Source organism: Kitasatospora sp. NPDC093102, from assembly GCF_040683915.1.
Lineage (GTDB): Bacteria > Actinomycetota > Actinomycetes > Streptomycetales > Streptomycetaceae > Kitasatospora.
In genome coordinates this window covers 60,897-73,887 of sequence record NZ_JBFBFA010000007.1, presented here as the reverse complement: position 1 = coordinate 73,887, position 12,991 = coordinate 60,897, and the positions used below count along the sequence as shown (strand labels likewise).

Genomic DNA, 12,991 nt, shown 5'->3' with positions numbered 1-12,991 from the left:
TCGCTGTCGCGTCCGCCCGCTCCGGCAGTCGGGCCCCGGCCTGTCCGGCTGCCGGGCGGGCTGTTGTCGCATCGTCTCGCGTGAGCTCAACATCCTTGTGCAGGAAGCTGATTAGCCGGATCGCCGTGTCGTGTGCGGAGCCTCTTCCGGGGCTGGGCGCCGCCCGGGGCGGTCGCCGTCCAACCCGGGCGGGGCCACCGAATCCTCGACTTGTCGAAGGTTTGTCCATCCCGTTTCGCTCCTTGTATGAAGGGCGCCGGGAGGCTTTTGATCATGCAGAGGTGGATCCAGCGCGCACGCTCGGGAGGCGAGGCGCTGCAGGCGTTGGTGGACGGTCTGGCCGAGGAGCTGGGGCGCTCCGTCGTTCTCGACGACCCGTTGGTGCGGATGATCTGCACCAGTCGGCATTTCGGCGACGAGGACCGGGTGCGGGTGCGCGCACTGCTGCAGGGCGTCGCGGACGACGAGACGATCCGCTACGTGCTGTCGCAGGGCGTCGCCCAGTGGACCCGTCCGGGGGTCCTGCCGGGCCGCGAGGACCTGGGGCTGCAGCCGCGCTACTGCGTCCCGATCCGTGAGCGGGGCCACATGCTGGGCATCCTCGTGGTCGTGGCTGCGGGAGAGCCCCTCACGCAGGCCGAGACCGCGGCCATCGACAGGGCCGCCAGTGCCGTGGCCGTGGAGATGTACGCCGAGCGGCTGGCCTCGGACGGCGACGAGGAGCACACCCGTCGGCTGGTGAGCCGGCTGGTCGGCCCGGACTCGGCGCAGCGCTGCGCGGCGCACCGGCGTCTCGTGGACGACGGCCTCCTTCCGGCGGGCCCCCACGTCGTGGTGACCAGCGTGGCTGTCTCGGGGCAGCGGGGGCCTTCCGGGCAGGTCGCGGTGGCGCTGCGCGGTGCGCTGGAGCCGTTCCGGCAGACCCGTACGGCCCGTGGCCTGCCGGCGGTCGACCAGGACCGGGCGGCCTTGGTGCAGGTCTTCGAGCGGGAACCGGCGGAGGAGGGCCTGGAACAGCAGTGCCGCGCCATCGTGCGCTCCCTGACGACCTTCCTGGGCCCGGGGCCGGCCGTCGTGGTGGGCGTGGGCGGCCGTCGTACGGCGCTCGCCGACGCGTGGATCTCCTACGAGCAGGCCCGGGTGGCGGCGCGCGCGGCCCGCCGGTTGCCCCGGCTGGAGGGCGTCGGCGACTGGGAGCGGCTCGGCGAGTACGCCGTGTTCCTCCAGTTGCCCGACAGCGCGCTCAACGACTCCCTCCTGCCGAAGCCGCTGCGGCGTCTGCTGGCCGGCGGCGGCAACTCCCGGCTGGAGGAGACCCTGCGCTGCTTCCTGGAGAACGCCGGTTCGGTGCCCAGGACCGCGGAGGTCCTGGAGGTCCACCGCACCTCGCTGTACTACCGCCTGCGCCAGATCCAGGAGGTCACGGGCCTGGACCTGGACAACGGTGCGCACCGCCTCGTCCTGCACACGGGGCTGAGGCTGTGGGACCTGCTGCAGGCTCCCCCGGAGGGACCGGCCTGACCTGGGGCGTCGTCGAAGCGAGCCGTTGCTACAGAGTGATGAAGCTTCGTCGGGCAATCCCTACGTCGGTCGGTGGTCGACGGGTTCGGTGCGCCGCGAGAATGTCCACTGCGAGCTGCCGCTCATCCCCCCGGCGACCTGCGGGTTCCGGACACCCTGAACCCGCGAGCCGAGACGAACGGACACGAACGAGCACCATGCACGAACTGACCACGAACGACGGTGTGCGCCTGGCCCGTGACGTCCTCGGCCGCATCGACGTACCGGCCCCGGTGCTCGGTTGCGAGGGAAGCCACGTGGACCCCGACTCCCAGCGCTTCGTCGCCGATCGGATCCCCGGCGCCCGCCTCCACGTGTTCCCGGCGGGCGTGGCGAGCTCGCACTTCCCGTTCCCGGAGAACCCCGGCGGGTTCAACGCCGCCGTGGAGGAGTCCCCCTCCTGATCCCTTCGCCGCCGTGACCGCCCAGCGGCGCGGCCGGCCGCCCTCCCCGTACCTGAAACGATTCGAACCGGTCGGAGCCTCCCGTGATCCCGTCGGGTCCCTCACCCCTGCCCGAAACCCAGTACCACCAGCTTGACCGGACCGCCCCCGACGGCGGCAGCGGCTGCATCGACATCCTCTCCCCACCGCCCGGAACCGACCCTGAGGACTGTCTCTACATCACCCTGCACGTCCACGGCGCGGCCTCCGTCCGACGCCACGGTGTCGGCACCGTCCTCGCCCCTGGGGACCTGCTGATCGGCACCACCGTGCACCCGGCGGGCCTGCTGAAGGACGCCGAGTGCCGGATGCTCCGGTTCCGCGTCCCCTGCTTCTACCTGGGCGTCCGGCCCGGCGACGTCCGGCGCACGGGCGGGCTGATGGCGCGGGGGAACGAGGGCATCGGCTCGCTCGCCTCGCAGGTGCTGTGGACGCTCGCCACCCAGGCCGGGGCGGACCGGGCCCGGCCGGGCAACCACCTGGCGCGCAGTGCCTCCGAGATCGTCGCCATCCTGGTGACCGACCTGCTCGAACGGGAGAACCCGGAGCACCCGACCGGCTCGGCCGAGCTGCTGTCGCGGATCCGTGCCCACATCGAGGAGAACCTCGCCGATCCGGACCTCGCGCCCGAAGCGATCGCCCGGTCGCAGCACATCTCGGTGCGCTACCTGCACAAGCTGTTCCAGCAGGACGGGACGACCGTGGGCCAGTGGGTGCGGCAGCGTCGGCTGGACGCCTGCCGCAGGGAACTGGAGCGCCCGTCCCGCCGGCAGACCAGTGTCTCCGCCGTCGCGCACCGGTGGGGCTTCGTCAGCCACTCCCACTTCAGCCGGGCGTTCCGCGACGCCTACGGGGTGTCGCCCCGCGAGTGGCAGGCCTACGCCGCACAGGCCGACGGCCGCAGTCCGGCCTCCTGACTCCTCCGCCACGACCTCCTCCGCCGCGACCTCCTCCGCCGCGACCTCCTCGCCTCCCGCCGCCTGGCGACACCGCCCGCCCGGTGACCGTGCGCCTCGCCGTCCGGCGCCATCCGAAAGGCCGCCATGCCCTCCACCAGGCCCACCTGACGGGCGGGGAGACGGACTGGGCATCGCCTGGGTGCGGGCGCGGACCGGAGGGCCGAACGCGCCGGCGGGCGGCCGGGCGACGAGGCGCCCGACCGCCCACCGGCGACCGCGTCACACCGGTCACCGGGCGGTGTGGATCTCCGCGATGTAGCCGCCCGGGAACTGGACCATCGCGCTGTCCCGGCCGCCCGCGTGGACCGGTCCGGACAGCACCGTGGCGCCGGCGGCCTTCGCCTTGTCCAGGGTGGTGCCGAGGTCCGAGACGCCGTAGCCGGTGAGCTCCTTGCCGTACGGGTACGGCAGGTGGCCGTCGGTCACCGCGACCGTGGTGGTGCCGAACCCGGAGGTCAGGCGGATCAGCCGGTACGTGGTGCCGGGCAGGCCGATGGCGGCGCCGTCGGCCTTGCGGTCGTCGGAGACGATCCGGCCCTGGGTGAAGGCGAGGTAGCTGTGCAGGAAGTCGCCGACCGCGTCCGGCGACAGGTACAGCCGGTTCTCCGGCACGCTGGCCAGCGCCGGGTACGACGTCGGGCCGGTGTGCACGTACAGCTGGGCGCTGATCCCGCCGGGGAACTGGACGATGGCGTCGCGGCCGATCGGGTCGGCGAACGGCTTGACGGTGACGGTCGCGCCGTCGGCGCGGGCGGCCCGGACGGCCTGGTCGAGGTCGGTGACCAGCCAGCCGGTGCGCTCCGTGCCGAACGGGTACGGGATGGGCGTGGTGTAGTCGAACACCGACAGCGTGCCCACCGGGGACACCACCAGCTCGGACAGCGTCCGGCTGGGCGTCGGGGTCACCTGGGTGGAGACCGGGCCGATCGTGGTGCCGCCGAAGGTGGACGTCCAACTGGCCACGAAGGCCTGCTCGGTGCCGGGCGCGACGTAGACGTGGGTGGAGTCGTACTGCGGGCCGACGGCGAACTGCTGGTGGGTGCCCGGCGGCTTCGCCGGGGTGCTCTGGGTTGCCGAGGCGGCGGGGATCGCGGTCAGCGCGGCGACAGCCGCCACCAACGGGACCACGCGCCGGGCGAATCGAAGCTTCACGGGTGACCTCCTGGTCGTGGTGCGCGCCCGGCGCCCGCGTGGAGCGGGTACCGGGCGCGGTTCTGTGGTCGGTACCGCCGTCGCCGTCCGGGCCCGGACGCCGATGGCGGTACCGACATGGGACGGCCGGCCGCGGTCGGGGTGGCGCGGCCGCCCGGGTCACTTGGCGAGGAAGGCGAGCAGCGCGGTGTTGACTTCCTCGGCGTGGGTCCAGAGCAGGCCGTGCGGCGCGCCCTCGATCTCGACGTAGTCGGCGGTGGGCAGGGCCTTGTGGAACTGGCGCGCGGTGCTGTCGATCGGCAGGGTGCGGTCGCCGGTGCCGTGCAGGATGAGCGCGGGGACGTCGATGCGGGTGATGTCGCCGCGGAAGTCGGTGTACCAGGTGGTCGGTGCGGCGGAGGCGCCGAAGGCGCCACCGGAGGCGGCGACGTTCCAGCTGTTGCGGACGGCCTCCTCGCTGATCCGGGTGCCGAGGTTCTCGTCGAGGTTGTAGAAGTCGTTGAAGAAGCCGGTGTAGAAGGCGAACCGGTCGGCTTTCACGGCGGCGACGATGCCGTCGAAGAACTCCTTCGGGGCGGCGCCGTCCGGGTTCTCCTCGGTCTTCAGCAGGAACGGCTCCAGGGAGGCCAGGAAGGCGACCTTGGCGACGCGCTGGGAGCCGTAGGTGCCCACGTAGCGGGCGACCTCGCCGGTGCCCATCGAGAAGCCGACCAGCACGGCGTCGCGGACGTCGAGGGTCTCCAGCACGGTGTTCAGGTCCGCGGCGAAGGTGTCGTAGTCGTAGCCGGTGGTCGGCTGCGAGGACCGGCCGAAGCCGCGGCGGTCGTAGGTGATGACCCGGTAGCCGGCGTCCAGCAGTGCGGCCTCCTGGCGCTCCCAGGAGGCGCCGTTCAGCGGGAACCCGTGGATGAGGACGACCGGCTGCCCGGTGCCGTGGTCCTCGTAGTAGAGGTCGATGGAGGTGGTGTTCTCCTGGCCAACGGTGATGTACGGCACGGGTTTTCCTTTCATACGGCAGCGTGTGGCTGCGACGGTTCACACGCTAGGGCCGTCCGCCGTCGGCCGGTTGCCTCTGAGAGCACCCCGAGTCGTCCGAGAGTGCTACGGCCGGGAGGGAGCACCCGCCGGGACGGACAGGTGGAAGCGGCTCGACTCCCGTATCCGGTGCACGGACCGACCGTGGACAGTGCGCGGTCGGAACAGGCCCGGGGCCCGCGCGTTCCTAGCCTGATGGCCGAAGAAGTCAGTGATCCGAAGGCCTCGGTGAGGCCCAGTGAGGACTCAGTCATGACGACGAACGACATGCCCACCGTCGTGCTCGTGCACGGCGCCTTTGCCGACGCCTCCAGCTTCGCCCGGGTCATCCCCGAACTGCTGGCCGACGGGCTGAAGGTGGTGGCGCCGGCCGTGCCCAACCGCAGTCTGACCGGCGATTCCGCCTACGTCGCGTCGGTGGTCCGGCGGATTCCCGGGCCGGTCGTGCTGGTCGGCCACTCCTACGGCGGCGCGGTGATCACCGTGGCGGGCGCCGAGGAGAACGTCAAGGGGCTGGTGTACCTGGCGGGTTACGCGCTGGAGGAGGGGGAGAGCCTGGGTGAGCTGCAGGGCGGCTTCCCCGACTCCGACCTCGCCTCCGCCCTGGTGTACAGCCCCTTCCCGCTGGAGGACGGGAGCGGTGAGGGCACCGACGTCTCGGTGGAGGCCGACCGTCTTCCGGCGATCTTCGCGGCCGACGTCGACCCCGAGCTCACCCGGGTCCTCGCCGTCACCCAACGGCCGCTCGCCGCAGCGGCGTTCGGCGAGGCCGCGCCCACCGCCGCGTGGCGGACCAAGCCGTCCTGGGGGATCGTGGCCACCGCCGACCGGACCCTCAACCCCGATGTCCAGCGCTTCGGCTACCGGCGTGCCGGGACCACCACGGTCGAGGTCGACTCCTCGCACCTGGTGATGCTCTCCCACCCCGAGCGGGTCGCCGACCTGATCCGCGAAGCCGTCCGGTCCGTGGACAACTGACCACCCCACCCCCGAGAAGCCCGAGAAACCCGAGGAACATGATGACCAGCCAGCAGCCGCGACTCCACCAGCACGGCCCCGAGATCCAGCAGTTCGGCACCGTCACCCAGCTGCCGATCGCGCTCTCCCATGACGCCCGGCAGTACTCGTGCCAGCGGCTCAACCGCGTGCTCGCGGACACCCAGTTCCTGTACGCGCTGTACAAGAAGTACCACTGGGGCATGCGCGGGCCGACCGCCTACCAGCTGCACCTGCTCCTCGACAAGCACGCCCAGGAGCAGTTGGAGCTGGTCGACGCGCTCGCCGAACGGGTGCAGAGCCTCGGCGGCGTCGCGGTGGGCGACCCCCGGCACGCCGCGCAGATCACGGACGTGCCGCGCCCGCCGGACGGCATCGAGAGTGTGCGGTCGATGCTGTCGCGACTGCTCGACGCGCACGAGACCATCCTCACCGACGTCCGCGACGCCGCCACCCGCACGGCCGAACTCGGCGACGACGGCACTCAGGACCTCCTGGTCTCCCAGATCATCCGCACCGGTGAGACCCAGGTCTGGTTCCTCGCCGAGCACCTGGTCGTCACCCCCGAGAGCGGGGCGTGACCGCGGGCCGGGCCTGTTACGTCGGCGGGCCCGGCTCCGCTCCGTGCCGGGCCCGTTCGTCGGCGGGCCCGGCACCCGGCGTGCCGCTCACCGGCTCCGGCGGTACCCGTACGGTCGCGACCGGGCCGCAACGCCGGCTCCGCGAGCGGAGCTTCGTCCTCGTGGCCCGCGGCAGGGAATCCGAACCGATCGACCGGGACGCCGAACCGCGCCGACCGGGCGGTGGCCGCTGAGACGACCGGTCCGGTCGCCACCCGGTTGAGGGGTGACGACCGGACCGGTGGCCTGTGCGATGGTCAGGCAAGCTTCTGGCAGAGCAGCGCGTACGGCCGCGCCGCCCACAGCTGCCACCAGGGCTGACTGTAGGCCATGCCCGCGACGAACTCGTCGTCCGCGCACTGACCCTTGGCGAAACCGTACGAGAAGTCACCGCCCTTGGCCGCGGCGGGACGGTTGTCGCCCTTGTCGAACCAGAGCGTGCGGGTCGAAGTCCCGACCGGGGTCGCGGACTTGGCGCACAGCGCGCCCATCGTCCGGCCGTTGCGGCTGTATCCGGTCATGACGGAGCCGGCGGGGCACTGGGCCTTGGAGTAGCCCGGCGCCCAGTCGGTGGTCACGTAGGTGCCGCCGTGGTCGACGACGAACGAGTGGCCGGCCTCCCACAGGTTCGCCTTCGTGACGTCCGTGCACAGGCCGTTGTCACCGCCGAAGCTGAGCCCGATCAGCCGGCTGCCGTCCGGGCAGGACGCCTTGAGGGCCCACGGGTCCCAGTCCGGCCGGGTCTTCAGGTACGCGGACTGGTTGTCGTCGAACAGACTGGCGTTGAGTGAACTCCAGTTCACCAGGGGCGTCGGGGGCTGCCCGACGCTCACCGAGGCGAGCGGCCATTCGCGGTGGAAGGCGAGGAAGGGCAGGTCCGCGGACAGGATCGGGGTGCCGAGGATGGCGAGCCGGGCCATCAGGGCCCCGTTGATGTCGAGTCCGCCGTAGAGGGCCGCCGCGCCGTTGACGGCCGGCGTGGTGCCGGTGCCGTCGAGGACGATGGAGCCGTTGACCGTGGCCCGCAGGTACGGCTCGATGGACGCCTTCACGCCGACCGTGTCGTACAGGGCGATCGAGCCTTCGGCGAGCAGGCCGGCCTTCGCCGAGGCGGAGCCCTTGAGGTTGAGGCGCAGCGGGGAGACGGTGGAGTTCCCGGGGTCGGTGGTGGTGGTCCAGCCCGGGCCCTTGACGTAGTCGGAGTGGACGCCCCACTGGCCGTCGTACGCCTGCTCGGCGTCGAGACTGACGGTGCCGTCGGCGCTGATGTCGGCGGAGAGGGTGAAGGACAGGTTGATGACGACGGGCAGGGGGCCCACCATCAGCACGGGGCTGGCGCTGTACTTGGCCAGCGGTATCCGGATGGGCGTGGTGCTCGCGGTGAGGTTCGCGCTGACGCGCCAGTCCGCGTGCGCGCCCAGGGTGAAGCCGACCCGGGCCTGCTGGGGGTCGATGAGGCCGAGGCCGCCCTGGTAGGAGAAGTCGATGGCGGGGTGGATGGAGGCCGAGCCGGAGAGCGTCGCCGAACTGCCGTCGGGCAGCGGGACGGTGGCGTTGGCGCTCAGCCCGAGACTGCCGGACACGGAGCCCTGGCCGGAGGTCGCGCCGAAGTCGGTGGTGACCTGGACGCCGCCGATCTGGGGCTCGACCTGGAAGGTGCTCGGGCTGACGGCGCTCCGCAGGCTGGTGTTGGTTCCGCCGAGCAGTTCGGGGAGGGTGGCCGGGCGGGTGGTGACGGCCACCTTCCCGTCGGCGGTCGGCTGCACGCCGGTGACGGCGACCAGCGCGCCGTGCGGGGCCGCCGGGGTGGGCGGACTGTCGATCAGCTGGCCGGGCTGGACGGCGGCCGCGGCGGCCTCGGGGGTCGCGGCCAGGGCGGACGGTGACTGCGGACCGGTCGTGGCCGGTGCGAGTACGGCGGTGCCGGTGTTCGCGTCGTAGGAGGAGAGCGCGAGGGCGGGGGCGGTGGTGGCGGTGGCCGGCGCGCTGCCCTGCGCCGGCGTCGCCACCGTGGCCGCGGTCGTGCCGGACGTCGGGGGCGCCAGCGTCGCCGACGTGCCGGGGTCGGCGGGCGAAGCCGACGGGTCGGGTGACGCGGTCGGGGTGGCTGCCGCGGTCGCGGCGGGTGCGGTGGTCGCAGCGGCCGGTGATGCCGCTGCTCCGTTCAGGATGGCGCCGCAGAGGATGAGCACGGTGGTTGTCGCGGCGGCTGACAACGTCAGCTTGCGCACGGTCACGTGGAGGGTCCCTTCGGGTCAACGGTGCTGGAGCGGTGGTGACTTGTGGTGGGGCACACTGCCCGGAGCAGTCGCACTGGCCCTGACCGACGGGTAACTTAGCAGTCACCGGCAGCCTTGTTGACACTTTTGTCAGGTTCGCGGATCGCGATCACGAGATTTCATGACTCGGGAGCCGGGCTTTTCCCTTCGGTTAATGCGGAGCTCGGCAATCCGGCGCGAGGCGATTCGGCGAGCCGGATCGGGAAACAGCCCGATCGACCGTCACCTTCGCGCGAAGCCAGGAGAAATGGCGCCGGGTTCCAGGCCTCGCACGGCCGTCGTTCGCGAGATGCCCGACCGGGTCGGTTCGGCCGGTGTCGTCGGGTAGGCATTTTCCGGAACCCGTCGGTCCCTACCGTTCTTCGTCCGGGGCCGGCTGGATCGCCGAGCACCCGAACACGCCGACGGGCTCGGGCTCCGGGCGGGGATTCCGCCCAGGGCCCGAGCCCGTTCCGTCGTGGCCGCCTCAGCTGCGGTGCAGGGCGAGGCGGGTGACCAGCCCGCCGCCCACGCCGGCGACGACGGCCGCGGGCAGCCACCACAGCGGCCACTGCGCCAGGCCGAGGGCCCCGTCGACCGACCACTGTCCGGGGCCGGTGGCGGTCAGTGCCGCGCCGATGACGATCAGGACGAACGGGAACTCGTACCCGTCGTGCTGCACCCACAGCCCGTGCGGCCACTTGACCGTCAGGGCGACGGTCATCACCCCCATGACACCCGCGCCGGCCAGCGGGGTGAGCAGGCCGAGGGCCAGCATCAGCCCGGCCCCGAGCTGGGTGCCGCCGGCGGTGATCGCGGTGAGCTTGCCGCCGCGGAAGCCGTCGCCCCGGAACTCGGCGCTGCCGCCCTCCAGCCCACCCCCTCCGAGGTGGAAGCTGACCTTCTGGACGCCGTGGCCCGCGATCAGCAGGCCGGCGACCAGGCGCAGCAGGAGTAGACCCGTGTTCATGTCGGACTCCGTGAGGGTCGGTGGCGGGCCGTCAGCCGGCGGCGTGCGGGTTGATCATCGACTGGGCGTAGACGATGCCCATGCCGTAGGCGCCGCCGTGCTCCTTGACCAGGTCCGTGACCGCGACGTAGGTCTCGGTGCGGGCCCAGTCGCGCTGGAGCTCCAGCAGGACCTGCACCCAGGTGACGGGCACGGCGCCGGCGGCGGTCATCCGCTGCAGGGCGTGCTCGTGGGCCAGCGGGCTGACGCCGCCGGAGGCGTCGGCGACGACGTAGACCTCGTAGCCCTGGTCCAGTGCGGAGAGGGCGGGCAGGACCAGGCAGACCTCGGTCCACAGGCCGGACAGGATGATCTTGGTGCGGCCGGTCGCCTTGACCGCCGCGACCAGGGCCTCGTCCTCCCAGGCGTTCATGCTGGTCCGGTCGATGACCTCCTGGTCGGGGAAGACCGCCCGCAGCTGCGGCAGGAGCGGGCCGGAGAAGGACTCGGCCGCGACGGTGGACAGCACCACCGGCACGTCGAAGACCTTCGCGGCCTTCGCCAGGCCGACGGTGGAGTTGATGATGGCGGTGCGGTCGCCGCTGCCGGTGCCGAAGAACATCTGCGGCTGGTGGTCAACGAACAGCATCATCGCGTTGTCCGGGGTGAGCAGGTCCGGGCTCGGGGCGGCGTGGACGTTGGCGAAGTCGACCATGGTTCTTCCCTTTCCTTGGGAATGCGGAGAATTGACACTCAGTCAGACGCGGCCGGTGATGGGCTCGGCGTCACGTTCAAGGACACTAGTCCGCGAGGTCCGGCCGTTCTGCTCGCTCTGCGCCCGGGACTGTTCCGACAACGCACGACCGAGGGCGCCGGGCCTCGCCGACCGCCGGAGTGCGCTGCTGGGCAACTGTCGATGCGCTGCGGAGAACCTCGCCCGCCGCCGGCCGCCTAGGTTCGCTGGGCGGCCCCGCGCCGAAGCGCCACCGAACGAAGGGAACTCCGTTGTCCACCATGCCCGTCGCCGGAATCCGTCCCGGTACCCCCGACCAGCCCGCCGACCTGGTCGTACGCAACGCCAAGGTGTTCACCAACGACCCGCGCCGCCCGCAGGCCACCGCGGTGGCCGTCCGGGACGGTCTGATCCAGGCGGTCGGCGACGACGCGGACGTCGTTCCGCTGGTCGGCCCCCACACCCGGGTGGTCGACGCGCTCGGCCGCCGGGCCGTCCCGGGACTCAACGACGCGCACCTGCACGTCATCCGCGGCGGCCTCAACTATGTGCTGGAGCTGCGTTGGGACGGCGTCCCGACACTGCGCGAGGCCCTGGCCATGCTCCGGTTGCAGGCCGAGCGCACCCCGCCCGGCCAGTGGGTGCGGGTGGTCGGCGGCTGGTCCGCGGACCAGTTCGCCGAACGGCGCCTGCCCACCCTGGAGGAGCTCAACGCCGCGGCGCCCGACACCCCCGTCTTCGTGCTGCACCTCTACCAGTCGGCGCTGCTCAACCGGGCCGCGCTGCGCGCCGCGGGCTTCACCCGGGACACCCCCGACCCGGCCGGCGGCCAGATCGTGCGCGGGCACGACGGCGAACCGACCGGACTGCTGATCGCCGCCCCGGGCGCCCTGCTGCTCTACTCCACGCTGGCCAAGGCGCCGACGCTGGACGAGGCCGACCGGATCGGCTCCACCCGGCACTTCCTGCGCGAGCTGAACCGCTTCGGCCTCACCTCGGCGATCGACGCCGCCGGCGGTTTCCAGAGCTTCCCCGAGAACTACGGCACCGTCATGGAGCTCGCCCGGCAGGGTGAGCTGACCCTGCGCATCGCCTACCACCTCTTCCCGCAGACCGCGGGCCAGGAGCTGGACGACCTCACCCGCTGGGTCGACACCGTGCGCCCCGGCGAAGGTGACGAATGGCTGCGGCTCAACGGTGCGGGGGAGAACCTCACCTGGGCTGCCGCCGACTTCGAGAACTTCACCGAACCCCGGCCGCAACTGGGCGCCTACGAGAGCGAGTTCGAGAAGGCCGTCCGCCTGCTGATGGAGAACGGCTGGGGCTTCCGGCTGCACGCCACCTACGACGAGACCATCCGCCGCGACCTCGCCGTCTTCGAGAAGCTCGCCGCCGAGGGCCTCTTCCCGCAGGGCAACCGCTGGCTCTTCGACCACGCGGAGACGGTGAGCCCGGACAGCCTCGACCGGATCGCAGCCCTGGGCGGCGCCGTCTCCGTGCAGAACCGCCTCTCCTTCCAGGGCGAGGCCTTCGTCTCCCGCTACGGCGCCCCGGCCGCCGCCGAGGCCCCGCCGCTGCGCGCGATGCTGGACCGCGGCCTGACCGTCGCGGCGGGCACCGACGCCACCCGGGTCTCCTCCTACAACCCCTGGGTGGCCCTGCACTGGCTGGTCTCCGGCCGCGCGGTCAGCGGGCGGCGCCTCGCAGCCGACCACAACCGGCTCAGCCGCGAGCAGGCCCTGGAGCTCTACACCCTGGGCGGCGCGCGCCTCACCGGCGAACAGGACGTGAAGGGCCGTCTGGCGGTCGGCAGCTACGCGGACCTCGCGCTGCTCAGCGCCGACTACTTCACCGTCCCCGAGGCCGACATCCCGCACATCGAGTCCGTCCTCACCGTCGTCGGAGGGCGCATCGTCCACGCCACCGCGGAGCACCAGGGGCTGGCGCCCGAGCTGCCCGAGGTGTCGCCGTCCTGGAGCCCGGTCACCCGCTTCGGTGGTTACCACGCCACCCCCGCCCCCGGCCTGGCCGGCGTCCGTCAGGCCGAAGGCGTACTGGAGGCCGTGGCGGCCTCCGGCGAGCAGCACGCCTGGCGCGCGGCCCGCGGCCTCGCCCTCCCGGGGCAGCCGCAGGTTCCGATGGATCCCTGCTTCTTCTGAGGGGCAGTCGAGTCCGCCCGGGGGCACCGCCGGAACGAGGCGGTGCCCCCGCCCGCATCCCCCTACCGCACGAGGAGCCGTCGTGACCACGCCCGGAGCCGAATCCCGCACCGCACCCCCGCCCCAG

11 protein-coding genes are annotated in these 12,991 nt (G+C 72.4%); 6 read left to right on the top strand and 5 right to left on the bottom strand.

Annotation, left to right across the window (positions count from 1 at the left end; translation table 11 throughout):
* Positions 1 to 273 precede the first annotated feature (273 nt).
* From AB0O11_RS12470 to AB0O11_RS12460, 3 genes are all read left to right on the top strand, one after another.
* On the top strand, positions 274 to 1,521 hold the full coding sequence (locus AB0O11_RS12470) for a helix-turn-helix domain-containing protein (protein ID WP_363384887.1): 1,248 nt from the start codon (positions 274 to 276) through the stop codon (positions 1,519 to 1,521).
* Between the two features lie 197 nt (positions 1,522 to 1,718).
* Entirely contained in the window at positions 1,719 to 1,964 is a 246-nt protein-coding gene (locus AB0O11_RS12465) for an alpha/beta hydrolase (RefSeq protein ID WP_363384884.1), read from the top strand.
* A gap of 83 nt (positions 1,965 to 2,047) precedes the next feature.
* Positions 2,048 to 2,920: a helix-turn-helix domain-containing protein gene (locus tag AB0O11_RS12460; protein WP_363384883.1), complete on the top strand. Its 873-nt coding sequence runs from the start codon at positions 2,048 to 2,050 to the stop codon at positions 2,918 to 2,920.
* Between the two features lie 270 nt (positions 2,921 to 3,190).
* Here AB0O11_RS12460 and AB0O11_RS12455 read toward each other — a convergent pair whose 3' ends face one another.
* Both AB0O11_RS12455 and AB0O11_RS12450 read right to left on the bottom strand, forming a co-directional pair.
* On the bottom strand, positions 3,191 to 4,114 hold the full coding sequence (locus AB0O11_RS12455; RefSeq protein WP_363384881.1) for a glyoxalase: 924 nt from the start codon (positions 4,112 to 4,114) through the stop codon (positions 3,191 to 3,193).
* A gap of 159 nt (positions 4,115 to 4,273) precedes the next feature.
* Positions 4,274 to 5,110 carry an alpha/beta hydrolase gene (locus AB0O11_RS12450; protein WP_363384880.1) on the bottom strand — a complete coding sequence of 279 codons (837 nt, stop codon included), beginning with the start codon at positions 5,108 to 5,110 and terminating at the stop codon, positions 4,274 to 4,276.
* Between the two features lie 291 nt (positions 5,111 to 5,401).
* Between AB0O11_RS12450 and AB0O11_RS12445 the strand changes: the two genes are divergently transcribed.
* Both AB0O11_RS12445 and AB0O11_RS12440 read left to right on the top strand, forming a co-directional pair.
* On the top strand, positions 5,402 to 6,127 hold the full coding sequence (locus tag AB0O11_RS12445) for an alpha/beta hydrolase (RefSeq protein ID WP_363384878.1): 726 nt from the start codon (positions 5,402 to 5,404) through the stop codon (positions 6,125 to 6,127).
* Between the two features lie 38 nt (positions 6,128 to 6,165).
* Complete coding sequence (locus tag AB0O11_RS12440; RefSeq protein WP_363384876.1) at positions 6,166 to 6,726, top strand: DNA starvation/stationary phase protection protein; 561 nt, start codon at positions 6,166 to 6,168, stop codon at positions 6,724 to 6,726.
* A 296-nt stretch (positions 6,727 to 7,022) separates the two neighbouring features.
* Here the strand turns inward: AB0O11_RS12440 and AB0O11_RS12435 are convergent, their stop codons facing one another.
* From AB0O11_RS12435 to AB0O11_RS12425, 3 genes are all read right to left on the bottom strand, one after another.
* Positions 7,023 to 9,002 carry a hypothetical protein gene (locus AB0O11_RS12435; protein WP_363384874.1) on the bottom strand — a complete coding sequence of 660 codons (1,980 nt, stop codon included), beginning with the start codon at positions 9,000 to 9,002 and terminating at the stop codon, positions 7,023 to 7,025.
* A gap of 508 nt (positions 9,003 to 9,510) precedes the next feature.
* Positions 9,511 to 9,993: a DoxX family membrane protein gene (locus AB0O11_RS12430; RefSeq protein WP_224276234.1), complete on the bottom strand. Its 483-nt coding sequence runs from the start codon at positions 9,991 to 9,993 to the stop codon at positions 9,511 to 9,513.
* Between the two features lie 31 nt (positions 9,994 to 10,024).
* On the bottom strand, positions 10,025 to 10,687 hold the full coding sequence (locus AB0O11_RS12425; protein ID WP_363384870.1) for a hydrolase: 663 nt from the start codon (positions 10,685 to 10,687) through the stop codon (positions 10,025 to 10,027).
* A 299-nt stretch (positions 10,688 to 10,986) separates the two neighbouring features.
* Between AB0O11_RS12425 and AB0O11_RS12420 the strand changes: the two genes are divergently transcribed.
* Entirely contained in the window at positions 10,987 to 12,864 is a 1,878-nt protein-coding gene (locus tag AB0O11_RS12420; RefSeq protein WP_363385486.1) for an amidohydrolase, read from the top strand.
* The last annotated feature ends 127 nt before the right edge of the window (positions 12,865 to 12,991 follow it).

Bases quoted from the DNA above. Each gene is read 5' to 3' on its own strand.
- AB0O11_RS12465 (WP_363384884.1), top strand. From the start codon at position 1,719: ATGCACGAACTGACCACGAACGACGGTGTGCGCCTGGCCCGTGACGTC.
- AB0O11_RS12445 (WP_363384878.1), top strand. From the start codon at position 5,402: ATGACGACGAACGACATGCCCACCGTCGTGCTCGTGCACGGCGCCTTT.
- AB0O11_RS12430 (WP_224276234.1), bottom strand. From the start codon at position 9,993: ATGAACACGGGTCTACTCCTGCTGCGCCTGGTCGCCGGCCTGCTGATC.
- AB0O11_RS12420 (WP_363385486.1), top strand. From the start codon at position 10,987: ATGCCCGTCGCCGGAATCCGTCCCGGTACCCCCGACCAGCCCGCCGAC.
- AB0O11_RS12425 (WP_363384870.1), bottom strand. From the start codon at position 10,687: ATGGTCGACTTCGCCAACGTCCACGCCGCCCCGAGCCCGGACCTGCTC.
- AB0O11_RS12440 (WP_363384876.1), top strand. From the start codon at position 6,166: ATGATGACCAGCCAGCAGCCGCGACTCCACCAGCACGGCCCCGAGATC.
- AB0O11_RS12470 (WP_363384887.1), top strand. From the start codon at position 274: ATGCAGAGGTGGATCCAGCGCGCACGCTCGGGAGGCGAGGCGCTGCAG.